Here is a 23,587-nt window from a genome sequence, read left to right on the forward strand (position 1 = left end):
TAGCTTCAATATCCTCTTTCTTTAGTAGCCACTATCTAACTTTGAGCAAGGTTAAGTACCGTTTATCGCGCATTTTGACCGCTCGTCCATATACAGATTGTTATTTATTTGTGTCGTAATACTCTTACTGTATGTAAAAGTATCCATGAACTTCACCATGATTAGACATTCTGAGCAGCAAGGCTTTACGCTTATTGAAGTACTTATTGCCTTTGTTATTTTAAGTTTTGGCTTATTAGGCGCGGTTGCCTTACAAGCAAAAGCCAAGCAGGCAAGCTTTGATTCTATGCAGCGTGCAGCTGCTGTAGCACTGGGTAATGACATTATTCAGCGTATGCGAGCGAACGACTCACCTGGCTTTGCTGCGTTATATAATGGCACTTTCGATAGTGATACAGCTCTAAACACAAGTTTGAGTTGCTATAACTCAGCATGTAGTGCTCAACAATTAGCAGCTTTAGACAAACAACAGTGGGTGCGTGCAATTCAGGCTCGTGAAAACACCGGTGCTTTAGACGATGCAACTGTATGTATTAATAGTACTCCCGTCGCTGCAGGCAATGCCAGTGAATTTAATATTGAGGTTGTGATCAGTTGGCAAGGCCGTCAAGAGCTTAGTGCTAATAAAGATACCGCTGCAATTGATTGTGGTTCTAAAAGCGATAAGCGACGTTTGATTGTTCTACAAAGCTATATTTATTTAAGGTCTTGATATGAAAAAGCATAATGGATTTACTCTTGTCGAGATGATGGTTGCTTTATTCATCGGAGGTGTAGTGCTCGGCGGAGTGATGTTTACCTATATAAGCATGAAATCAACAACTCGTGACACGATGACAATCGGTGAGCTGCAAGAAACTGGCAGATTAGCAATGAATATCATGCAACGTGATATTGAACAAATTGGTTTTTGGGGCACGTTTTATGAAGACTCTTTCTCAGGTGCAAATACAAACAGTTTAGGAAATCCTGGTAATGATTGTTCAGAAGGCCTTAATAATGGCAGCTTTCCTGATACAGCTGCAACCAGTAACTTTCGCTCGGTTTACGCAGTGCAAACAACCGGTAACTCAGCACTTGGCTGTATTAACAATGTTGAGAAAAATACAGATGTACTGCAAATTAAGTTTTTAGAGGGCTTACAAATTCAACCTGCTAATACTAGCGATAGCTATTACTATTTCATCGCCGAGCAAGAGCTTGCTGAGTTTCAGCGCGGCCCAATCGCGGCAGCGGCTGTAAATGGCAATGCCACGATTTGGCGCTATCGACATCATGTTTATTACATCGCCAAGCAAACTTACACCATTAATGACCAAAGAGTGTCTGTTCCTCTACTTCGACGTAAACGCTTAACTCCGAATGGGGGCATGACAACTGAAACGGTTATGGAAGGGGTAGAAAATATGCACTTTGTGTTTGGCTTAGATACCACTAATAACAGTCGTGTTGATACATACAAAAGTATCAGCCAGATGACCAACACTGATTGGGAAAATCGCCGTGGTATTTTGACAGTGCAAGTATTCTTACTTGTGAGATCGCTTTTACCAGATTCAAACCTTAAGTTAAAAAATCAAACTTATACATTGGGTGAAGATGCGAATAGCCGCGTTCTTACATTTGACGATAACTACCGACGCGCACTATTTACGACCACTATCCGCTTGAACAATGTTGGGGCAAACTTGTGGCGCATTTAACTTTGATGCATAAGCAACAAGGTGTTGTATTAATCGTTGCTTTGATCATGGTTATTGCGATAACCGGTATTGCTGTGACTTTGATGAGTAGCAGTAGTGTAGATATTAAAATCACAAATGCCGCTCAAGAGAGAGAAGCGGCAGAGAATGAATTAATTGGTGATGTACAAAACGTCATTGCTAATGAAGCAAAAAAATTGGGTAACAGTCGGTTTTTCTTTAGTCGAGGGCAAGTTCCTGAAACTGGTCTTGATCTTGGCAATACAAATGACACATCGAACACCATGTTTAACAAAAATGAAGGCCCTTTGGCTTTGAGATGCCCAAGACGTTTTGATGATACTGCAGGTTTAAGATGCAATATGGTTGAAATAAATTCAGTGATTGAATATGGCTCTAAAAGTAAGCACAACCTCACTATTACAACAGGGATCGCTCAAGAAATGCTGAGCTTAAATAGTGGAAATTAATGGAGTAAGGCGAGTATGAAAATGAAGTTAAACAGCCTATTTTTTATTTTTGCATGTGTATTCTGCCAAAGCCTTTATGCTGAAGATATTGATCTATATGTAAATTATGAAGTAGCGGAAGACGAAAAATTACGAGTTTTACTTGTTTTTGATACATCAAATAGCATGGCATTCTCTATAGAAACGGGCAAAGTCTGTAGAAATCAAGGAAAGCTAATACTATGTCCTGAAGGAAGTCGTTTAGAAGTCGCACAAGAGGCGATGATTAAATTAATTAATAACAATAGTGATATTGAATTTGGTTTAATGCGGCTCATTAAAGGCACAGGTGGATATGTTATTCATGGGATTGGTACAAGTCATAAAACGATTAAAAATACCATAAGAAACTGGGATGTAACGTCGTTACAGGCAGGGACCCCCTTGTTGAAACCATTACAGAAGCATGGCGATACCTAACGGGCGATGAAATATCCTATGCTAATTTAGTAGACCCCGTTGAACGTGATACTTCTATAGAACAAAGTGGTAAGTATATTTCTCCATTCAAGCAGTACTCAGGTGATCCAATTCGTTGTGATAATAGCGTTAATATCATATTGATGACAGACGGTGAGCCTTATTGGGATGTTGATCAAGATGACTATATTAAACGCTTGTACAAAAGTATTTATGGTACTAAACCTGAAGCAGTTGGTAAGAGTCATTTACCGTCAATGGCAACAATTCTTCATGGTAAAAAGAATGAAAATAGGGATATATACCCTGAAACAAGTGTTGTAGATGGCGCAAATGTTTACACAATAGGTTTTGGTAAAGGCTTAGCTAAAAAAGCAGGAGATATTTTACAGGCAACTGCTGATAATGGTGGCGGTGAGTATATTTTCGCAGAGTCTCCAGAAGAGTTAAGTAAGGCATTTGATTATGTTGTCGACAATATAAGAAAGGTTAACTCAACTTTTTCTTCGCCAGCGGTAGCATCAAATAATTCGGATAAATTATCGCATCGTGATGCAGTTTATTTTCCTATGTTTTTACCTTCAAACGATGCTCGATGGCGAGGGAACCTTAAAAAGCTAAAAGTATCTAATGGTGTCGTAGTTGATGCTAACCTTGACTCTGCCCTTGATAATGATGGGGCGATTTTATCAACAGCAAAAACATATTGGCAATCTAATAGCAACCTCATTGCTGATGGTGGTTCCGTTGCAAAAGGAGGCGTAAACGCTTATTTAGCTGAACAATCGAGTATCCCTAATAATGGCCGAAAAGTAATCACAAATTTATCGGGCGGTCGAATGCTCAATTTTACGGTTTATAGAGTTATTTTCCATTATGTAAATCGATTTAAGGCTGCCGATGATTTTAAAGCAGACCCAGATGAAGTATTTGATCTTATTAATTGGTCTCGTGGACTTGATGTTGATGATGAAGATCAGGACGGTTCAACAGACGATTCTCGCCATGATATTTTTGGTGATGTACTGCACTCTAAGCCTGTTACGATAGATTACGGCTACAATGATGTTCGTATTCTTATTGGTACTAATGCGGGCTATTTACATATGTTTCAGGACAAGAACGATGTTTTAAGCGAAAGCTGGGCATTTATGCCTGCGGAACTGTACTCAATTATTAAGCCATTACGCGATAAAAAGTTACACACAAAAGTGTATGGAGTGGATGGGCCAATAACCGTTTATTTTGATGATAAAAACGAAGACGGCATCGTTAATAATGATGACAGGGTATGGGCATTTTTCGGATTACGTCGAGGTGGTAGTAGCTATTACGGTTTAGATATAACTAACCCTAATTCACCTTCTCTGATGTGGGGAGGGCCATTAAAAAGTGGTGATGGAAAATTTTTAGAACTAGCACAAACATGGTCTAAACCTCAAATTACATTTATCAACCTTAAAGGCTATGAAGATAGACCGCTATTGGTTTTTGGTGCTGGCTACGACACGAATAAAGATAATTCAATCTCAACAGATTCTAAAGGGCGAGGCTTATACATTGTTGATGCAGAAACTGGAAAACAAGTTTGGGCGTTAACAAACTCAGAAGGTGGCTTTAAAGGGCAGCACAGTATAGCGTCAGACATACATTTACTTGATTCTGATTACGATGGTTACACTGACAGATTGTATGCAAGTGATACTGGCGGTGGGATCTGGCGAGTTGACTTAGCAACAAACAACAAAAAAATTGGACGTACTTTCAACTTGCAAAATTAGGTAATAATAACCGCCGCTTTTTTTATGAGCCATATGTTTCAAGAACTCTGTTCAGTAAAGTAACAGAAACAACACTTGATGATGAAACAACTTACTCAAGAATTGATACCCCATTTGATGCAGTACTGATTGGTAGTGGTGATCGCACAGATCCATTGAATTTAAAAGTTGCTGATAAGCTCTATATGATTCGAGATGTAAATACAGTAACTCGAAGCTTTGAAGAGGAAGAAATACCTGATTTAATTTGGCAATCAGATTTAATGAATGTAAATAGTGACCCATTTGCCAAAGTTATTGACAGTTTGGAAGACTTTGTTGAATTAGAAGCTGATTTAGCTGAAAAAGATGGTTGGTTTTATAATTTAGGGTGGGGTGAAAAGGCAACTTCGAAGGCTACCGTGTTAGGAGGCGTTGCTTACTTTACTACATATAAACCAGATACCAGTTCTTCATCGGATTTAGAGTGCTCAATTGCTGAAGGGCAAGGTTATCTTTATGCATTTCATCTTCACTATGGATCCAAAGTGTATGATTGGTTAAGAACCCCAACAGCGTCAGAACTACCAGATACACCAACTATGTATGTTGAAAATGGTGATGTGTATATATTTCCATTACCAAATAAAGACCCAAATTGTACTGAAAACTGTGAGAAAATTGAGGCTAAAGTAGTTAATGGGCCAACTCCTAGCGTTGACGAAAATGGCAATGTTCAGCTTTATGATGAGGAGCCACTTAAATTAGAAGTTCATCAAAGTTATATTTATAAGCAAGAACTAAATGATAATAGCCAGTGATTAACTGATTTATTGTTTTATTTTAATTTTAACTGAATCCATCTTTGTCAACCCAGTTTTTCTGGGTTGATATTTTTAATTCTTTTTACTGTGCGCTGCCTTTATTTATAATATTTTTTATAATGTTGTCTTGAAATATTTACAATTAACTTATTGTATATAAATCGCTTTTTACGCCTCTCTTTTCCATGCTGTTAATCATTTGATTTTTAATGGCTTTTATTTCTTCATTCTTATCTGGTTTCTTGTTTTTAATTGGTAGATATTTTAATAAATAAGTGGAATGATATTGTATATTTATTATAATACTTATTAGTTAGCCTGAATTGGTTGTATGTTTTAAATTTAAAAACACTTTTTACCTGTCTTTTTATGCTGACTTAAATTATTACTAGGCGAAATGTAGATGAAATATCACGCGAAGGTTTGCTATGGAAAACTATCAAATTAATCAAAATGTAAAACACAGTGTTTCAAGTATGCACAAACAAAAAGGTGTTGTTTTGATTATTGCACTAATAATGGTTGTTGCGGTGACTGGTATTGCAGTGACCTTAATGAACAGCAGCAGTGTAGATATTAAAATAACGAACTCAGCGCAAGAGCGTGAAACGGCAGAAAATAGCTTAATTGGTACGGTGCAAAAAGTTATCGCTAATGAAGCTGCAGCAGGTGGCAACAGTGCTTTTTTAATGAAAGCATCTGAAATACCTGAAGGCGGTTATGGCATGGGGGATATGGATGGCGCATCTAACACTATGACAAATTTAAATAATGGTGCGCTAGATTTACCTTGCCCACGTAAATTTAACTTCACTGCTGGTGTGTCTTGTAACATGGTCCAAGTCGATACAACGATTACTTATGGCACTAAGAGTAAACATACCTTAACGATCAGCACAGGTGTTGCCCAAGAAATGGCTAGCCTAAATACGGGCGGTTAGTGGAGAAAGTGATGAATATAGAAAAAATTACTCAACGAATACTGCTATCTTCATTAGCAGTCATTAGTTTTTTGGGCCACGCCGAAGATATTGAGTTATATGTAAACCACAATGTTAACTTGGACGAAAAACCCCGAGTTCTTATAGTTTTCGATACCTCAGGTAGTATGGCATTTTCAACCAGCTCTGGTAACAGCTGTGGCTTCTCAAATGGTTTATATATCCCATGTTCAGATAGTCGCCTTGGGGTTGCACAAGACGCTATTACTAAATTGGTTGATGGTAACGATGACATCGATTTTGGCTTAATGCGTTTTAATAGCACTAATGGTGGCTATGTGCTAGCTGGCATTGGTTCACAAATATCGGCCTTGAAAACCACAATTGCGGGTCTTCCTGCCGATGGCGGGACACCACTGACCGAAACGCTATGGGAAGCTTATCTTTATATAACAGGGCAAAGTCTCTTCTACGGCGAAAAGGTTAATGCTGCTCTTCGTGATACTACAATAGAAAGAGGCACGCCTTATACAACATCAGTGCGAGTCTGCTCTGGTAAAGGTTGGAGTAAAGTTTGTTGGTACGAGCCACGTATTGAGTATACCTATTCCTATATTTCACCATTTGATAATTCAGAAGAAGTAAAACGCTGTGATAACTCGGTTAACATTATCTATATGACTGATGGTGATCCGTCGGCTGGCTCTGATAATGAACAGGACTCTAATATTAGTGCATTACACAAGTCGTACTTTGGTAGCTATTTAAGTGATGATGATAAAATTGCTGGTGTGTATTTACACAAGCTCGCAAAAGTTATTCACGGTACTGATGATGTAGAGGTGGATTTAAGGCCAACGACGACTGACATTCACGAAACAGGACGAGTTTATACCATAGGTTTTGGTAGTGGTATGAGTGATAATGGTAAGCGCTTACTATCTGAAACGGCGTCAGAGGGTGGTGGTAAGTACCTTCATGCTAATACTGCAGAACAACTTTCTGAGGCCCTTAAAAATACCATTACTCAAATTCGAGAAGTGAACGATACGTTCACGGCACCATCAATTGCAAGTAACAATGTTGACCAAACTCGTAGTCGCGAATCGATTTATTATGCGATGTTTTACCCTAAAACAGGTGCTCGTTGGCGTGGAAATCTGAAAAAGCTAAAAGTATCCGGCGACCAAATTACCGATAGAGATGGTAAGCAAGCTCTCAATGAAGATGGTTTAATTGATAAAGATGCAAAAACTTTTTGGCTGCCTAGCGGTGAGAGCGCTGATGGTAATTCAGTTGAGTTAGGTGGTGTAAATCTGTATTTAACTAACTCTTCGAGCGTGCCAAATGAAGGACGCAAAGTACTAACAAATGTCAACGGCCGCATGCTTAACTTTACCCGTTATCGGGTTGTATTCCATTATGGGACTATAGACAAGGCTGCCGTTGATTTTGAAGCTGATCCGGATGAAGTTGAAGACCTTATTAACTGGTCAAGAGGCCTAGATATTGATGATGAAGACAAAGATGGATCGAAAACGGATTCGCGTAAAGACATCTTCGGTGATCCACTACATTCAAAACCTGTAACAATTGACTATGGTAATGACGATATCCGAGTTTTAATTGGTACTAATGCAGGATACTTGCATATGTTCCAAGATAAAAACGATGTACTGAGCGAAAGCTGGGCGTTTATCCCTCGAAGCTTGTATAAAATAATAAAGCCACTTCGTGATAACCAAGCAGATACCAAGGTTTATGGTGTTGACGGGCCAATCTCTGTATTTTTTGATGATAAAAATAGTGATGGCATCGTAAATGGATCAGACCGTGTTTGGGCATTCTTTGGCCTAAGACGCGGTGGTAATTACTACTACGGACTCGATATAACTAACCCAGATTCACCAAGTCTGCTGTGGGATCAGCCAATTGTAGGTGGCACAGGTGACTATAAAGAATTAGGGCAAACCTGGTCTAAACCTTCAGTTACTTATGTGAATCTAGATGGTTATAAAGACAGACCAGTGCTTATTTTTGGTGCGGGTTATGATACAAACAAAGACAATGTTATTCGTACAGATGATACCCATGGACGTGGTATTTTTATTGTTGATGCGCAAACAGGCAAAAAAGTGTGGGCATTAACGCCGAGTGAGAATGGCTTTTTAGGAAAACATAGTATTGCATCAGATATCAGTATCTTAGATTCTGACTATGATGGTTACATTGATAGGCTATATGCAACGGATACGGGCGGTGATGTGTGGCGTGTTGATATGCCTTCTGATAGCCCAACAGATTCAGAAAACCCATGGACACATTTTAAATTAGCAAGTTTAGGGAGTGCGCTTTCAACGCAAGATCGCCGTTTCTTCTATAAGCCTTTGATTGCTAGAACCATGTTTAGCAAAGTATCAGAAACATCTGTCAATGGTGAAACAGTAACTACCCGTATTGATACACCATTTGATGCTGTGCTGATAGGCAGTGGTAACCGTTCTAAACCAACGGGTACAGTCACTAATGATCAGCTGTTCATGATCCGTGATATCAATACAGTTACTCAGCCTTTTTTAGGTAATGATGTACCAGCAACCATTACACAAGCTGACTTGATGAATATGGATTCAGATCCATTTGGCAATGCACTAGACGACGTGGATAAATTTACTGACTTAGAAATTGAGTTAGGTGAGTATCATGGTTGGTATTACAACTTATCTTCTGCTGGTGAAAAATCCCTTGCAGCAAGCACTGTGATTGGCGGTGTTGCTTATTTCACCACGTATACGCCTGCTTCAGCGACAGAAACGGCTAATCAGTGCTCACTGACGGGCGGCTCAGGAAGTTTATATGCTTTCCACTTACATTACGGTACAAAGGTGTATGACAGCTTAAAATTTACCACCTCGAATGATGTGCCAGATACGCCTCAACTTTATTTTGGTGTAGGTGACAGCTGTGTTGATGGTAATAGCGATGGTTACTGTGATGACAACACAGATGAAAAGGTTAAAGAGCAAAGCCAGTTTTTAACCATTGGTCCAGGTATCAAAGGTGAGCAAAATCCACTGAAAGTACAAGAGATCCAAGGTCCAGGTTTAGTTATCGAAGATGGTAAAATTAAACTTGTAAGTGATGCAGTGCCTATTGGCTTTGGTTTTAAAACACAGCAAACCTTCATCTATAAGCAAGAGCGAAACGATAATAGCCAATAAAGCACTAAGCGATTGCTCTGCCTTACATGTTAAGGCAGAGCATGTGGTAGCTATTTGAATACTAGCCTTAATTGCATAATTATTGTTAGCCATCTAAGATAAGTAGAAATAGAGGTAATTCCTCTAAAAAACAATTGTATAGGTTTTAAAAAATGAACTTTATAAGAACAAAGAGTCATAATGGTTTTACGCTAATCGAGCTGATGATTACTGTAGCTATCTTGGGGATCATCGCGAGTATTGCTATTCCTAGTTATTTTGAGCACGTAAAACGTACAGCGCGAACAGAGGCAATTACTTCGTTATTAGATGCAGCTAATAAACAAGAGCAATACTTTGTCGATAATCGTGAATATACAAGCACAATTGCTGATTTAGGTGTTTCTAGCTCTACAGAAAGTAACTTTTATACGATCACTGTAGAAGTAGACAATAGTGCGGGTACATTTGCATTTAAAGCAACACCTAAATCAGGCCCACCGTTACAAGATACCGAGTGTAAAACATTATCTATATCTGATACGGGTTTAAAAACATCAACAGGGTCTGCTGATTCAAGCACGTGTTGGGGTAAATAAGCTTTATCAATTATCAGTTTGACATTTATCAGTATCAATTAACCTGACCCGTCCAATTGGACTAACACTTATAGCAAGCCCTTTGAGGCTTGCTTTACTATATTCTGGGCAGTAGATAAATTTCCCGTTACCTAGCCCCATCGGCATGCCTGATGGGCTAAATGTGACTGAATGACGTGGATAAGTCAGCATATCAAATTTATTAATCGCTTCGATTTCCATTAACTTGGTATCGCTACTTTCAAATACACCTAGCTCGCCTTTGTCTACAAAAACGGTTAACGATTTATGCCATACTTCCTTGTTGCAACGATTATTTTTTAACGCGCAAAAGGTTACATAGGCATCATTTGTTTGCGCCTTGAGGCGAGTAAATTGTAGTGCTCTTTTTACCGTATGCATGTTGCTATCTAAACGGTTTTTGGCCAAAAGAGGCTTATATTCAAACAAGGCGAAATGCAGCAGGAGAGATAAAATTGATAACACTACTAGGCTTTCAATTAACGTTGCTCCGTTGAAGCTGCGCAGAGTTGTAAGTGCCTTCATCCTTGAAGACTCCAAAATTGCGACTATTAATTAAACTGTAATAGGTGCTCGGTATTTGTCAATTAGATAGGACTAATTACATGTTTTTGTTGTTGTTCCTTCATACATTGCGGTGCCAGATTTTGAAATAGATAAGGCTTTATTGTTATCATTGCTACTCTTTGAAGGGCAATAAACAAATGTGCCTGGGTCAGTCCTAATCATACCGCTAGTTTCAAATCTTATAACTCTAGATTCAGAAAAACGAAGTGAGCTGTTTTCAGGTATCTCTGCCATTACGCGCAAAATGATATCTCCTCTGCCAGGATTAAAAGTACCATTTGGGCTCTTATCTACAAACACAAAAACACTTCCTTGACTCCAGTCCCTTGAACAAAATACATATTTATTTTGTTCAATTGCTTTTGTATCACCTGCGCACACTATAACTAATTCGTCACTACTCGTCGCCTTTGCCCTTGCAAAACTTAAAGTACGTTTTAATTCTAATAAGTAGCTCTCAGCTCGATCATTTTCAAGCATGTCAGAGCTATCCCAAAGAGCGATAACGGCAACTATACCAACAATGGCAAGCGTGACCATCAGCTCCAATAATGTAAAACCCCGTTGTAATGATTTCATTGTTGTCTCTATTTTGAATCACTTTATTTAATAATATCATGATTGCTGGTTTAATCACCGTAATTCATAGCTTTGTTTGCCATCAGCAATGGGATTGTCTAAAATCGAGGCAATCGAGAAATAATAAGTAACCCGAAAATGAAAAAAATCGAAGCAATTATTAAACCATTTAAGCTTGATGATGTGCGAGAAGCATTGTCAGATGTCGGTATCACAGGTATGACGGTAAGCGAAGTAAAAGGCTTTGGCCGTCAAAAAGGGCACACCGAGCTTTATCGTGGTGCTGAGTACATGGTGGACTTTTTACCTAAGGTAAAATTAGATATCGTGTTAAGCGATGAAGATGTTGACCGTGCTATTGATGTTATCGTTAAAACATCGCAAACAGGTAAAATTGGTGACGGTAAAATCTTTGTCACTGACGTTGAGCGTGTCGTACGTATTCGTACCGCTGAAGAAGATGAAGACGCGATTTAATACTAATCCGCAAACATTAAAAAAGGCGCCTCTGGCGCCTTTTTGCTTTTAGTCTATTTTAACGCTTATTAGCTTCACGTGTTGCTTTAGCGTGTTCACTTAGTTCAGGCAAACCAAGCTTGTTGTAGCTTTTTTCCATTATCTCGAGTGCTTGATCAAGGTAGCTGCTTTGTGAGTAGTGCTCAACCACGTATTTACCACGGTTTGCTGCAGCAAGGTATGCCTCACGCTCATAGTAGTATTCAGCAACTTTTAACTCATAGCGAGCCATTTTGTTCAGTAACCATACTAAACGTTTTTTCGCTTCTGGCGCATAAGCACTGTTGGGAAAACGTTTTAATAGCGTTGATAAGTCTGTAAATGCGACACGAGTACGATTTGCGTCTCTGTCGGCACGGTCTACACCAAAATATTCTTGGAAAGCGTTTTCATCCGCTTTAATGTTCACCAAGCCACGCATGTAGTACATGTAGTCTAAATCTTTATGGTTTGGGTTTAAGCGAATGAAACGGTCGATTGTTGCAAGTGCTTGCTCAGTATTACCTGCTTGATAATGCGCATACACTAAGTCCATTTGTACTTGTTTTGATAAAGGACCAAAAGGGTAGCGAGAATCAATAGCGCTTAATAGCTCAATTGCACGGGCATATAAGCCAGAATCTAATGTTTGTTTTGCATCTTCATATAAAGCTTGCGCAGATTTATTAGGAACGCGTTGGATATCTTCTTGATCCGGTGCTGATGAACAGGCACCTAAGCCAAGTACAGATACTGAAAAAACTATGGCGAACGCACGTTTCCCTATTTTATTTATCATTTTATTTCTTACCTTCGATGTCTTCGGCTAGGCCAAGTGAGGAAAACCGAGTAAACTATACGTATTATATTAAAGCGATTCTAACCCAGTCGAGCACAGCTTGCACTGGTAAATTGGGTAAAGTTACTAATGTCAGAGCAAATTTCTCTCCAAGCCGAGGTTCCAATTGACCTTGGCGGTAAACGTCTAGACCAAGTATTAGCGCAATTGTTCCCTGATTATTCTCGTTCACGCATAAAAACGTGGATTTTGGATGATAAAATCACAGTAAACGGCGAAATATTAAACACACCGCGCGAAAAATTACTCGGTGGCGAAACGGTGAGTGTTGAAACAACCATCGAAGCCCCTCGTGAATACGAGGCACAAAATATCAAATTAAACATCGTTTATGAAGACGATGATATTTTGGTGATCAATAAACCTATGGGATTAGTAGTACATCCAGGGGCGGGTAACCCAGATGGCACGGTATTAAATGCTTTGCTACATCATTACCCTGACATCATTAATGTGCCTCGTGCAGGTATTGTGCATCGTCTAGATAAAGACACCACAGGTTTAATGGTGGTGGCGAAAACAATTCCGGCACAAACACATCTAGTATCTGCATTACAAAAGCGTGAAAACTTCACCCGTGAATACGAAGCAATTTGTAATGGCACAATGACAGCAGGTGGCATGGTTGAAAAACCAATTGGTCGCCATGCAACAAAACGTACTCACATGGCCGTGCACGAAATGGGCAAACCAGCAGTTACGCATTATCGTGTTGCAGAAAAGTTCCGTGCACATACTCGTTTACGTTTACGCTTAGAAACAGGTCGTACTCACCAAATTCGTGTACACATGGCTTATTTAAACCATCCATTAGTTGGCGATCAACTCTATGGTGGTCGTCCGCGTCCGCCAAAAGGCGCGACACCAGAGCTGTTTCAAATGCTACGCGACTTTAAACGCCAAGCATTACATGCTGTTAAGTTATCAATTGCGCACCCAATCACTGGTGAGTTAATGACCTGGCAAGCGCCAATTCCAGATGATATGGCAGCTATGACAGAAGCATTACGCGCTGATACAAAAGCAAACCCAAATATTGAGTTTTAAGCGTTATGATCACACCAGCATGGACTGCCCCAAACACTGTTAGTGCACTGAGTACGACCCGAGAGGGCGGTGTATCAGTTGCACCCTTTGATAGTTTTAATGTGGGTTTACATGTTGGTGATGATGAGCAAGCCGTGCTTGCAAATCGCGCGTTACTTACAAATCAAATGCCAAACCCTGCTGTGTGGTTAAACCAAACACATAGCAGCGATGTAGTCGTGATTGATGAAGAGTCTGATTTAAGACAAGTGCGCTCTGCTGATGCGCTCTACACCCGTTTAGTAAAGCAGCCGCTTGCTATAATGACTGCAGACTGTTTGCCGGTACTACTTTGTTCGAGTTCAGGCGATGAAGTCGCCGCTGTACATGGTGGCTGGCGTGGTTTAGCACAAGGTATAGTGGCAAACACCGTTTCGCATTTTCAAGCGCCAGCGAGCGATATTATTGCTTGGTTAGGCCCTGCTATTGGTCCTTCGCAATTTGAAGTCGGGCAAGAAGTAAAAGACTGTTTTTGTTCGCAAAACCCGCTGCATCAACAAGCCTTTATAGCTAAACATGAAAAATACATGGCTGATATCTACTTACTAGCACGCCAGCAATTGGCACAATTAGGCGTGTTCAATATTTATGGTGGAGATCACTGTACTGTCTCTGATAAATCACAGTTTTTCTCTTATCGCCGCGACGGGCAAACAGGTCGTATGGCGAGCTTGATCTGGCGCAATTAATACGCCTTTTTTGCGATTAAATTTTCTTCTTTTACTTGAACAAATCACTAAGCATACCCATTAATTAAGCAATTAGATTTTTTAATAGGTAAACCCTTATGCGTTTAGATAGATTTACAAGTAAATTTCAATCTGCGCTTTCAGATGCGCAGTCATTAGCACTTGGGCGCGATCATCAATTTATTGAGCCTGTGCATTTAATGTATTCATTGCTTCAGCAAAATGGTTCAAGCGTGCGTGCGCTACTTGCACAAGCAGGTGTGAGTGCTGATGAGTTAAATACCAAGTTATCCCAAGAAATCGAAAAACTGTTTAAAGTTGAAGGCATTGGTGGCGATGTTCAGCTGTCAAATAACCTGATTTCATTAATTAACTTATGCGATAAATATGCTCAAAAGCGAAAAGATAAATTCATTTCGAGTGAGTTATTTGTCCTTGCAGCGTGTGACGATAAAGGTCCATTAGGCGATATTTTTAAAGCGCTGAATATTACTTCTAGCAAAATTGAAGCGGCTATTGAGGCGATTCGTGGTGGCCAGAAGGTTGACGACCCAAATGCAGAAGAAACTCGTCAGGCATTAAAAAAATTCACTATCGATTTAACAGAGCGTGCAGAGCAAGGTAAGCTTGACCCTGTAATTGGCCGTGATGACGAAATTCGTCGTACTATCCAAGTTTTACAACGCCGAACTAAAAATAATCCGGTGTTAATTGGTGAGCCGGGTGTAGGTAAAACAGCGATTGCCGAGGGCCTTGCACAACGCATTATCAATGGTGAAGTACCTGAAGGCTTAAAAAGCAAGCGAGTATTATCGCTTGATTTAGGTGCGTTGGTTGCTGGCGCTAAATACCGTGGCGAATTTGAAGAGCGTTTAAAATCAGTATTGAATGAACTTGCCAAAGAAGAAGGCCAAGTCATCCTCTTTATAGATGAAATTCATACTATGGTAGGCGCAGGAAAAACAGACGGCGCAATGGATGCGGGCAATATGTTAAAGCCTGCACTTGCCCGTGGTGAGTTACACTGCGTCGGTGCTACAACCCTTGATGAGTATCGTCAATACATCGAAAAAGATGCTGCACTTGAGCGTCGTTTCCAAAAGGTGTTTGTTGATGAACCATCGGTTGAAGACACCATTGCGATTTTACGTGGTTTAAAAGAGCGTTATGAGCTACATCACTCAGTTGATATTACCGATCCGGCCATTGTTGCTGCGGCGCAGCTGTCGCATCGTTACATCAGCGACCGTCAATTACCAGATAAGGCAATTGATTTAATTGACGAAGCGGGTTCTTCGATTCGTTTGCAAATTGACTCAAAACCAGAGTCATTAGATAAGCTAGAGCGTCGTATTATTCAGTTAAAACTGGAAGATAACGCGTTGGCGAAAGAAAAAGACGAAGCGAGTCAAAAGCGCCGCACCGAAATGCAAGAGCTGATCACTGAACTTGAAGCCCAATACCGCGAGTTAGACGAAGTGTGGAATGCCGAGAAGGCCTCATTACAAGGCACGCAAGTTATTAAAGCTGAGCTTGAGCAGGCACGCTTAGATTTAGACGTGGCGCGCCGTGCCAGCGATTTACAGCGCATGTCTGAACTGCAATATGGTCGTATCCCTGAACTTGAGCGCAAACTCGACCTTGCTTCACAAGCAGAAATGCAAGAAATGAGCTTGCTTAAAAACCAAGTTGGTGAAGACGAAATCGCAGAGATTTTATCGCGTTGGACAGGTATTCCTGTATCGAAAATGCTGCAAGGTGAACGTGAGAAGCTACTGCAAATGGAAGATCAATTACACCATAAAGTGATTGGTCAAGATGAAGCCGTTGTAGCTGTTGCGAATGCAATTCGTCGCTCTCGAGCAGGGCTTGCTGATCCAAATCGCCCAATCGGTTCATTCTTATTCTTAGGCCCGACAGGGGTAGGTAAAACTGAGCTGACCAAAGCACTGGCCAGCTTCATGTTTGACACTGAAGATGCCATGGTGCGCATTGATATGTCGGAGTTTATGGAGAAACACTCGGTGGCACGTTTAGTGGGTGCACCTCCGGGTTATGTTGGCTATGAAGAGGGTGGCTATTTAACAGAAGCGGTTCGCCGTCGTCCGTATTCAGTTATTTTATTGGATGAGGTCGAAAAAGCGCACCCTGATGTATTTAACATCTTACTGCAAGTTCTTGATGATGGCCGCTTAACGGATGGTCAGGGCCGTACCGTTGATTTTAAAAATACGGTGATCATTATGACCTCTAACTTGGGTTCAGATATTATCCAAGAACAAGCGGGTTCAAATGATTATGCTGGGTTAAAAGAAAAAGTGATGGGTGTATTGGTGAGCCAGTTCCGCCCTGAGTTTATTAACCGCATCGACGAAACCGTGGTATTCCATCCGCTTGCTAACGAGCACATTAAAGAAATTGCTGATATTCAGTTAAGTAAGTTACGTGAGCGATTAACAGAAAAAGGCTACATTCTTGAAGTAACGGATGCAGCGCTAAATCGCATCGCTGAAAGTGGTTTTGATCCAGTCTATGGGGCAAGGCCTTTAAAACGTGCTATTCAACATACCATTGAAAACCCATTAGCACAGCGCTTACTAGGTGGGGATTATCAACCGGGTGCTATCATCCATATTGATGCTGACGAGAATGGTCTCGTTTTCTCTAGTCGATAATTAGCATTAAAAACAAAAAGCCGCATCGAAAATGATGCGGCTTTTTTGTATTAATCAGCTTTAAACTTTAAAGGTTAATAGCATATCGTTTACTTTGCGTGAGCCTTCAACAAGTCCCGCTGCATCTTTCGCTACGTTGTAACTATGCTTTAAGTTTTCTTCGCTATGACCTCTGATACTTTCAACATTTTCACGAATATCGGCGCTGACAACTTGTTGTTCTTCAGCGGCTGTTGAGATCTCAGTGGCAAGACCTGATATTTCATTGATCTGTGCAAAAATGCTCGCAAGCTCAGTTTGTGTATGGGCGGTGGTATCAACACACGAGTCTGCTTGCTCTTTTGTTGATTGCATCACTTTAGACCAGCTAAATAATGTATCTTGAATCTCTTTAATTGAGCTGTGAATTTGTGCTGTCGCATTTTGAGTACGTGAAGAAAGTGCGCGTACTTCATCTGCTACAACCGCAAAACCACGGCCATGCTCACCTGCACGTGCTGCTTCAATGGCGGCATTCAGTGCTAATAAGTTTGTTTGTTCAGCAATGCCTTCAATCTCACTCATTACTTGACCTATTTTGTCAGCTTCACTAGCAAGAGAGTTCGCGGTAGTGGCTGCTTGCTCTACCTGGTTAGCTAGATCAGTCACCATGCTGCTATTATCTTCAATATGCAGTTTGATATCGTTACAGCTTTGGTAAGTCGTTTTAACCTTATCAGCAGTGTGATGTGTATTGGCCGAAATCTCACCAATAGTTGCACTCATTTGTGTCATTGCTGTAGCAATGTCACTCAAGCGTTGTCCTTGTGCCGCAATACCTTGTTCGGTCAATGACGATTGTTTGTCTAAGTTAGTGGCGATATCTTTAAACGAGTACGTAGAGTCTTTCACACGACCTAATACAGTTCTGAGCTTAGCAAACAGCATTTGCTGATTGTAGGCAGCAATACTGAAAGGGTGTGAACCGCAATAGACGTAACGTGAGACAGAATCAAATTCAGCACGTTGCTGCTTTAAATGGCTTGGTGTAACAACGAGTTCGTCATAATTTAAAGCAAAAAGCAGGACGACAAGGGCACAGCTAGCTAAGGTAACCATCCACGAGGTAGTCAGCGCTAATCCAACCACGCCAGCAACCAATAAAATCGCAGACAATATTTGTCTGAGCGAGATATTCTCACGAAATGATGAGATAGATTTTCCATCATTAATTTTAGTGTACAGTGCCATCGCACGGGTTTTTAATTGCTCAGATGGCTTGGTACGCACTGATTGATAGCCAACTAATTGGCCATGTTCATAAATAGGCGTAACGAACGCATCGACCCAATAGTAGCGACCATCTTTACAGAGGTTTTTTACCATGCCACGCCATGAGTGACCCTGCTTTAATTTATCCCACATCTCTTTAAATGCCGCTTTAGGCATATCTGGATGGCGTACAATATTATGATTTTTTCCGAGTAGCTCTTCTTCGGTATAACCTGCAATAGTACAAAATTCCTTATTTACGTATGTGATTACACCGCGTAAATCTGTGGTAGAGACCAACTCCTGTTTTTCGGAGTATGTCACTTCTTGATTGATGATTTCTTGCCCACGACGCATATGAGTCCTCGAAATATACTTTTTTATGGTGTGCGGATTATAGTCTCAGAAAAATGTAAGGGAAGGGGGAACATATGGTTAACGGTGAAACTTTTAATAATTTCATCTTCCCTTTGATCTAAAACAATATCTTGCCTGAATTATTATGTTTAGCCTCAGTCTTTTATATTAGTTAAAAGGTCTAATATCCTCAAGAAATAAGCCTAAATTGTATTTTTCATGATTTTAGCATCAATGAAGTGCCACCAAAGCAATTGTATAATAGCATCCACAATGGCAAGATTGAGCTTCAAGTGTATAGGTACTGAATGAAACTGATTTTTCGCTCTTGAGTAATTATTTTTTGCCCCCATACACTTAGGATTACAGCCACGCGGCTCGAGGAAGCATTTTTGATAAAACATGATTTAAATAAAACGCTAGAAGCGTTAACGGCACAATTTCCTAACGCAATTAATGGGATTAAACGTGGTATCGAGCGAGAAGCTTTAAGGATCAAACCAAGTGGTGTTATTTCACAACAAGGCCATCCACAAGGCGTGGGTAGTGCTTTAACAAATGATCACGTCACCACCGATTTTTCTGAATCGCTTTTAGAATTTATTACACCAGTTAGTACCTCAGCAGAGCAAACCCTCGCTCAGCTTAAAGACCTGCAAAAGTTCACGCTTTCTCATATGGGCGATGAGCTGCTATGGCCTATCAGTATGCCATGCTTTATTGAACATCAAGATGATATTGTATTGGCGCAATTTGGTGATTCAAATATCGGCCGCATGAAAACACTTTACCGTGAAGGTTTGAAAAATCGCTATGGCAGCATGATGCAAGCGATTGCCGGTGTGCATTTTAATATTTCATTTCCTGAGAGCTTATGGCAAAGCCTGTATAGCTTAAATGGGAGTGAAGGAACACTCGCTGATTCTATTTCAAGTGGCTATTTGGGCCTTATCCGCAATTTTAAGCGCGAACTTTGGTTGATCAGCTTTTTGTTTGGTGCATCGCCAGCATTGTGTAACTCTTTCTTGCAAGGCCGTGAAACTGACTTACCTTTTAAAAAGCTAGGTAAAGGTACGCTTTATTTAGAAGTAGGGACTGCACTTCGTCTTGGTAATTTAGGCTATACCAACAGCGCACAATCGTCTTTACGTGTTATGTATAATTCATTAGAAGAATACGTAGCAGGTTTAAAAGAAGCGATTCATACCTCATCTGATATCTACAGCCATATTGACGATTACACGAGCGCAGAGCCAAAACAGTTAAACAAAAATATTCTGCAAATCGAAAACGAATTTTATTCTCCAATTCGTCCTAAACGAAATGCTGCATCGGGCGAAACCCCGACAGATGCATTACTGCGTGGCGGTATAGAGTACATTGAAGTTCGTGCGCTTGATGTAAACCCATTCAGTGAAACCGGTATCGATTTACAGCAAATTCGCTTCTTAGATGTATTCTTAACATATTGCTTATTGAACGACTCTCCAGAAATGGATTGGCAAGAACAAAAGTTAAGCACAACTAACCTTGATGCCGTTGTTAATGAAGGTCGAGACCCAGAGCTAACCCTCAACAAACAAGGCAGTATGGTTCGTTTGACGGACTGGGCTGGGGCAATTTTTAATGATTTAACAGCCGTTGCGCGTTACATGGATAGTGCATACGGCGTGAATTATTACAGCGAAACCATTGCTGAGCTTGCAACCTGGGTGAACAGCCCTACTAAAACCTTCTCTGGCAGATATGTCGGAGCACTGGCAAGCAAAAATCAAGATAATGGGCATTTCGCGTTAGCACTTGCAGAGCAATATAAACAAAATCATCTTGATGCTGAATATCAATTTTATGATCATGCTTTTTTAACCAAACAGGCATCTGACTCTGTACTTAAAGAACGTGAAGTGAAAGCGGCTGACAGTGTGTCTTTTACTGCATTTTTAGATGACTATTTTGCTAAAGCTTAGTAAGGTGAGGCATAAAAAAACGCAGCCTAAGGAGGCTGCGTCAAAGATTCTTCAGGGATGAAACAATGCTATACTGCTGCATTCATAAGTTCAGACTGACCTGATAAGAAAAAGTTCAGCGAGATCCATAAAAAAATGAAAAAAAGTATAATTATTTTATCGCTGGCCGCATCACTGGCTGGTTGTGCAACCGCTCCGCCAGAGCAACCTCATGATATATGTAAGATTTTTGAAGAAAAGCCTGATTGGTATTACGATGCACGTGATGCACAAGAAAAGTGGGGCTCACCTAAACATGTGCTTATGAGCATGATGTATCAAGAAAGCTCATTTCGTCATGATGCAGCGCCGCCAATGGAATATTTCTTATGGGTTATCCCAATCGGTCGTGCAAGCTCTGCCTATGGTTATTCACAAGCAAAAACACCAACGTGGTCAGATTACATCCGTGAAACAGGTAACAGTGGTGCGGATAGGGACGATTTTGACGATGCTATCGACTTTATGGCGTGGTTTGTTTACAAAACACATAAAGTAAATGGGGTATCTAAATGGGATGCCTACGCTCAGTACCTAAACTACCATGAAGGGTGGGGCGGCTATAAACGGGGTACCTATAAAAGCAAAAAATGGCTGATGAATGTGGCAAATAAAGTAAAGCATCGAGCTAGTCGTTATGGTGCACAACTTAAAAAGTGTGAAGCCGATTTAGATAAAAACTGGTTCCAGCGTTTGTTTAGTTAATGCCTAAGTAGAAAGCCCGCTTCAATTAGCGGGCTTTTTACTAGCTATTTACCAGGGAACTGGTGAATATGAACATCCCTTTGCGGGAATGGAATCGTGATATCAGCGGCGTCAAAGGCAATTTTAACGCGTTCGTACAAGCCAAAATACACCGGCCAGTAGTTATCTGACTCAACCCACGCCCATACCAACATACCAATATGGCTTTCACCATGTTGACTAACATGGACTGTTGGTTTTTTATCTTCAATGTCTTTTAATACCAAATCATAATCATCAAGCACGCTCATTAGCACGTCACGGGCTTTATGCACATCATCGCCGTAACTGATACCAAATTCGATAGCAACGCGGTGAGTGGGCTCTGCAAACTTATTTTTAACGCAGCCATTTGATAGCGTGCCATTTGGGATAATAATTTTTTCGTTGTCGTAGGTGAGTAAAACAGTGACAAAAATTTGAATCTCAACCACTTTACCCATGTAGCCTTGTGCTTCGATAACATCGCCGACTTTAAAAGGCTTAAAGAACAATATAAGCACGCCACCTGCAAAGTTAGCTAAGCTGCCTTGTAATGCCATGCCCACTGCTAGGCCTGCTGCACCCAGCATAGCTATAAATGAGGTTGTTTCTATACCAATCATCGACGCGACAGATATCAGTAATAGTACTTTTAGAATGACTGAGATAAAGGAGACTAAAAAGTGCGTAAGGCCAACTTCGAACTTGACCTTATTCATTGATTTTTCGGCCATATTGGCAATTCTACCAATTAACCACCAACCTATAATTAAAACTAGGATTGCGAGGATAAACTTTGGCCCGTAAAGCATGAGCAATTCGATAGCTTGGTTATAGATTTTTTCGATTGATATTTCGTCCATTATTTTCCCTTTTATATCAATATATGCAAAAGAAAATAATAGTAGAGGAATTCGTGTTTGGTTGTGCGGGATAGCTAATAAAATGTGAATCTTCAGAGGTAATTCAGCTATAAGTAACAAAAAAGGAGTAGCTAGCTACTCCTTTTGTTTAGGTTAAGTTGAAAACTATTCAGTACGTTTACTTGGAATAACTTTAACTAACTTCACCATATTTTCTTTTACCTCGATAACTTCAATAGGGTAGCCGGCAATACGCAAACTTAGGTTTGAGTCTGGGATGTCCTCTAAGTATTCAACAATTAAACCACTTAGCGTTTTCGGACCATCAATCGGTAGCTCCCAACCCATTTCTTTATTTAAATCACGAATATTAGCACCGCCATCAACAAGTACTGAGCCATCATCTTGCTCTGTTACTTCTTCACTCGGTGTACGCGTTTGCGTTGTTGTGAAATCGCCCACTACTTCTTCAAGAATATCTTCAAGCGTTACCAGACCTTGAATATCACCATATTCATCAACCACTAAGCCAATTCGTTCTTTCGATTGCTGGAACTTAAGTAATTGCGTGTTTAATGATGTGCCTTCAGGAATAAAGTAAATTTCACGAACAGCACGTAACAGTGATGGTTTATCGAACTGCTCTTTCGTTAATAGGCGCAGTGCATCACGTGAGTGAATAAAGCCAACAGCATCATCTATTTGGTCTCGATACAATAGTACGCGAGTATGCTGTGCATGTGTAAGCTGACGGCTAATAAGTTTCCAATCATCATTGATATCAATAGCAACAATTTCGTTACGCGGGATCATGATATCTTCAACGGTGACTTGTTCTAAATCTAAAATTGAAGTCAGCATGCTTTGGTGGCGAGCAGGTAATAGTGCACCTGATTCATTTACCACGGTTTTTAATTCTTCTTTACTTAAGCTGTGCTCTTCAATTTGTGCTGTTGTGATACCAAACAAGCGTAACATGCCGTTGGTCATCCAGTTTACGACAAGCACAAATGGGAAAAGAATTTTCAAAAGGCCTTTTAATACAATTGAGCTTGGGAAAGCGACCTTTTCTGGATAAAGCGCTGCCAGTGTCTTTGGCGTTACTTCGGCAAAGATTAAAACCACTAAGGTAAGTGCGCCGGTTGCAATGGCAATACCGAGATCACCATATAGGCGAATACCAATAATCGTCGCAACCTGTGCTGCAGCGATATTAACTAAGTTGTTACCAATCAAGATCAGACCAATGAGTCTGTCAGGGCGACTTAAAAGTTTGCTGACACGTTTCGCGGCACGATGATCTTCTTTAGCAAGATGGCGCAAGCGAATACGGTTAATTGACATAATTCCAGTTTCAGAACCAGAAAAATAAGCAGAAATAAGTATCAATAATCCCAGTATAATAAACAGGGAACTAGTCGATATGTCGTCCAACGATGGATCCTTTTTTTATAAAT

General features: G+C 40.3%; 21 protein-coding genes. 15 read left to right on the top strand and 6 right to left on the bottom strand.

Features of this window, described 5'->3' with window-relative positions:
* Nucleotides 1-157 precede the first annotated feature (157 nt).
* The 9 genes from pilV (at nt 158) to P4S60_RS04935 (ending at nt 9,956) form a co-directional block, all read left to right on the top strand.
* Nucleotides 158-712 carry a type IV pilus modification protein PilV gene (pilV, locus tag P4S60_RS04895; protein WP_188726661.1) on the top strand — a complete coding sequence of 185 codons (555 nt, stop codon included), beginning with the start codon at nt 158-160 and terminating at the stop codon, nt 710-712.
* Between the two features lies 1 nt (nt 713).
* Nucleotides 714-1,703 carry a PilW family protein gene (locus P4S60_RS04900; RefSeq protein ID WP_337115216.1) on the top strand — a complete coding sequence of 330 codons (990 nt, stop codon included), beginning with the start codon at nt 714-716 and terminating at the stop codon, nt 1,701-1,703.
* Between the two features lie 5 nt (nt 1,704-1,708).
* On the top strand, nt 1,709-2,173 hold the full coding sequence (locus P4S60_RS04905) for a pilus assembly PilX family protein (protein WP_442961496.1): 465 nt from the start codon (nt 1,709-1,711) through the stop codon (nt 2,171-2,173).
* A gap of 15 nt (nt 2,174-2,188) precedes the next feature.
* Complete coding sequence (locus P4S60_RS04910; RefSeq protein ID WP_337115217.1) at nt 2,189-2,632, top strand: VWA domain-containing protein; 444 nt, start codon at nt 2,189-2,191, stop codon at nt 2,630-2,632.
* A gap of 143 nt (nt 2,633-2,775) precedes the next feature.
* Nucleotides 2,776-4,413, top strand: coding sequence for a pilus assembly protein (locus P4S60_RS04915; protein ID WP_337115218.1), 1,638 nt, complete (start codon nt 2,776-2,778; stop codon nt 4,411-4,413).
* A gap of 155 nt (nt 4,414-4,568) precedes the next feature.
* Nucleotides 4,569-5,213: a hypothetical protein gene (locus P4S60_RS04920; protein ID WP_337115219.1), complete on the top strand. Its 645-nt coding sequence runs from the start codon at nt 4,569-4,571 to the stop codon at nt 5,211-5,213.
* Nucleotides 5,214-5,644: 431 nt separating this feature from the next.
* The gene (locus P4S60_RS04925) at nt 5,645-6,157 is read left to right on the top strand and encodes a pilus assembly PilX family protein (protein ID WP_233999198.1); all 513 of its coding nucleotides are present in this window, start codon (nt 5,645-5,647) and stop codon (nt 6,155-6,157) included.
* 11 nt (nt 6,158-6,168) lie between these two features.
* Complete coding sequence (locus P4S60_RS04930; RefSeq protein WP_337115220.1) at nt 6,169-9,378, top strand: pilus assembly protein; 3,210 nt, start codon at nt 6,169-6,171, stop codon at nt 9,376-9,378.
* Between the two features lie 152 nt (nt 9,379-9,530).
* On the top strand, nt 9,531-9,956 hold the full coding sequence (locus tag P4S60_RS04935; RefSeq protein ID WP_337115221.1) for a type IV pilin protein: 426 nt from the start codon (nt 9,531-9,533) through the stop codon (nt 9,954-9,956).
* A 6-nt stretch (nt 9,957-9,962) separates the two neighbouring features.
* Here P4S60_RS04935 and P4S60_RS04940 read toward each other — a convergent pair whose 3' ends face one another.
* Together P4S60_RS04940 and P4S60_RS04945 are read right to left on the bottom strand one after the other, a co-directional pair.
* Complete coding sequence (locus P4S60_RS04940; RefSeq protein WP_337115222.1) at nt 9,963-10,502, bottom strand: GspH/FimT family protein; 540 nt, start codon at nt 10,500-10,502, stop codon at nt 9,963-9,965.
* Nucleotides 10,503-10,574: 72 nt separating this feature from the next.
* A complete protein-coding gene (locus P4S60_RS04945; RefSeq protein ID WP_337115223.1) occupies nt 10,575-11,123 on the bottom strand; it encodes a GspH/FimT family pseudopilin in 549 nt (182 codons plus the stop codon).
* Nucleotides 11,124-11,261: 138 nt separating this feature from the next.
* On the opposite strand from P4S60_RS04945, the gene P4S60_RS04950 reads away from it, so the two are divergent.
* The gene (locus P4S60_RS04950; protein ID WP_054551748.1) at nt 11,262-11,600 is read left to right on the top strand and encodes a P-II family nitrogen regulator; all 339 of its coding nucleotides are present in this window, start codon (nt 11,262-11,264) and stop codon (nt 11,598-11,600) included.
* A gap of 58 nt (nt 11,601-11,658) precedes the next feature.
* Here the strand turns inward: P4S60_RS04950 and P4S60_RS04955 are convergent, their stop codons facing one another.
* On the bottom strand, nt 11,659-12,417 hold the full coding sequence (locus P4S60_RS04955; RefSeq protein ID WP_054551747.1) for an outer membrane protein assembly factor BamD: 759 nt from the start codon (nt 12,415-12,417) through the stop codon (nt 11,659-11,661).
* Nucleotides 12,418-12,546: 129 nt separating this feature from the next.
* Here P4S60_RS04955 and rluD point away from each other — a divergent pair, with 129 nt between their 5' ends.
* From rluD to clpB, 3 genes are all read left to right on the top strand, one after another.
* A complete protein-coding gene (rluD, locus tag P4S60_RS04960; RefSeq protein WP_239963327.1) occupies nt 12,547-13,524 on the top strand; it encodes a 23S rRNA pseudouridine(1911/1915/1917) synthase RluD in 978 nt (325 codons plus the stop codon).
* A gap of 5 nt (nt 13,525-13,529) precedes the next feature.
* A complete protein-coding gene (gene pgeF / locus P4S60_RS04965; RefSeq protein WP_337115224.1) occupies nt 13,530-14,252 on the top strand; it encodes a peptidoglycan editing factor PgeF in 723 nt (240 codons plus the stop codon).
* A 98-nt stretch (nt 14,253-14,350) separates the two neighbouring features.
* Complete coding sequence (gene clpB / locus P4S60_RS04970; protein WP_337115225.1) at nt 14,351-16,927, top strand: ATP-dependent chaperone ClpB; 2,577 nt, start codon at nt 14,351-14,353, stop codon at nt 16,925-16,927.
* Between the two features lie 60 nt (nt 16,928-16,987).
* Here the strand turns inward: clpB and P4S60_RS04975 are convergent, their stop codons facing one another.
* Nucleotides 16,988-18,535, bottom strand: coding sequence for a methyl-accepting chemotaxis protein (locus P4S60_RS04975; protein WP_337115226.1), 1,548 nt, complete (start codon nt 18,533-18,535; stop codon nt 16,988-16,990).
* A 392-nt stretch (nt 18,536-18,927) separates the two neighbouring features.
* On the opposite strand from P4S60_RS04975, the gene gshA reads away from it, so the two are divergent.
* Nucleotides 18,928-20,502, top strand: coding sequence for a glutamate--cysteine ligase (gene gshA / locus P4S60_RS04980; RefSeq protein ID WP_337115227.1), 1,575 nt, complete (start codon nt 18,928-18,930; stop codon nt 20,500-20,502).
* Nucleotides 20,503-20,637: 135 nt separating this feature from the next.
* Nucleotides 20,638-21,246, top strand: a complete 609-nt coding sequence (locus P4S60_RS04985; RefSeq protein ID WP_063700155.1) for a transglycosylase SLT domain-containing protein — start codon at nt 20,638-20,640, stop codon at nt 21,244-21,246.
* Between the two features lie 44 nt (nt 21,247-21,290).
* Here P4S60_RS04985 and P4S60_RS04990 read toward each other — a convergent pair whose 3' ends face one another.
* Both P4S60_RS04990 and P4S60_RS04995 read right to left on the bottom strand, forming a co-directional pair.
* Complete coding sequence (locus P4S60_RS04990) at nt 21,291-22,130, bottom strand: mechanosensitive ion channel family protein (RefSeq protein ID WP_063700152.1); 840 nt, start codon at nt 22,128-22,130, stop codon at nt 21,291-21,293.
* 165 nt (nt 22,131-22,295) lie between these two features.
* Nucleotides 22,296-23,564 carry an HlyC/CorC family transporter gene (locus tag P4S60_RS04995; protein ID WP_337115228.1) on the bottom strand — a complete coding sequence of 423 codons (1,269 nt, stop codon included), beginning with the start codon at nt 23,562-23,564 and terminating at the stop codon, nt 22,296-22,298.
* Nucleotides 23,565-23,587 lie beyond the last annotated feature (23 nt).

It is taken from the genome of Pseudoalteromonas sp. Hal040, assembly GCF_037162425.1.
In the GTDB taxonomy this organism is placed as follows: Bacteria; Pseudomonadota; Gammaproteobacteria; order Enterobacterales; family Alteromonadaceae; genus Pseudoalteromonas; species Pseudoalteromonas gelatinilytica.

Bases quoted from the DNA above. Each gene is read 5' to 3' on its own strand.
- P4S60_RS04990 (WP_063700152.1), bottom strand. From the start codon at position 22,130: ATGGACGAAATATCAATCGAAAAAATCTATAACCAAGCTATCGAATTG.
- rluD (WP_239963327.1), top strand. From the start codon at position 12,547: ATGTCAGAGCAAATTTCTCTCCAAGCCGAGGTTCCAATTGACCTTGGC.
- P4S60_RS04975 (WP_337115226.1), bottom strand. From the start codon at position 18,535: ATGCGTCGTGGGCAAGAAATCATCAATCAAGAAGTGACATACTCCGAA.
- P4S60_RS04930 (WP_337115220.1), top strand. From the start codon at position 6,169: ATGAATATAGAAAAAATTACTCAACGAATACTGCTATCTTCATTAGCA.
- P4S60_RS04925 (WP_233999198.1), top strand. From the start codon at position 5,645: ATGGAAAACTATCAAATTAATCAAAATGTAAAACACAGTGTTTCAAGT.
- P4S60_RS04935 (WP_337115221.1), top strand. From the start codon at position 9,531: ATGAACTTTATAAGAACAAAGAGTCATAATGGTTTTACGCTAATCGAG.
- clpB (WP_337115225.1), top strand. From the start codon at position 14,351: ATGCGTTTAGATAGATTTACAAGTAAATTTCAATCTGCGCTTTCAGAT.
- P4S60_RS04940 (WP_337115222.1), bottom strand. From the start codon at position 10,502: ATGAAGGCACTTACAACTCTGCGCAGCTTCAACGGAGCAACGTTAATT.
- pilV (WP_188726661.1), top strand. From the start codon at position 158: ATGATTAGACATTCTGAGCAGCAAGGCTTTACGCTTATTGAAGTACTT.
- P4S60_RS04955 (WP_054551747.1), bottom strand. From the start codon at position 12,417: ATGATAAATAAAATAGGGAAACGTGCGTTCGCCATAGTTTTTTCAGTA.
- P4S60_RS04950 (WP_054551748.1), top strand. From the start codon at position 11,262: ATGAAAAAAATCGAAGCAATTATTAAACCATTTAAGCTTGATGATGTG.
- P4S60_RS04915 (WP_337115218.1), top strand. From the start codon at position 2,776: ATGACAGACGGTGAGCCTTATTGGGATGTTGATCAAGATGACTATATT.
- P4S60_RS04905 (WP_442961496.1), top strand. From the start codon at position 1,709: ATGCATAAGCAACAAGGTGTTGTATTAATCGTTGCTTTGATCATGGTT.
- P4S60_RS04985 (WP_063700155.1), top strand. From the start codon at position 20,638: ATGAAAAAAAGTATAATTATTTTATCGCTGGCCGCATCACTGGCTGGT.
- P4S60_RS04910 (WP_337115217.1), top strand. From the start codon at position 2,189: ATGAAAATGAAGTTAAACAGCCTATTTTTTATTTTTGCATGTGTATTC.
- pgeF (WP_337115224.1), top strand. From the start codon at position 13,530: ATGATCACACCAGCATGGACTGCCCCAAACACTGTTAGTGCACTGAGT.
- P4S60_RS04900 (WP_337115216.1), top strand. From the start codon at position 714: ATGAAAAAGCATAATGGATTTACTCTTGTCGAGATGATGGTTGCTTTA.
- P4S60_RS04945 (WP_337115223.1), bottom strand. From the start codon at position 11,123: ATGAAATCATTACAACGGGGTTTTACATTATTGGAGCTGATGGTCACG.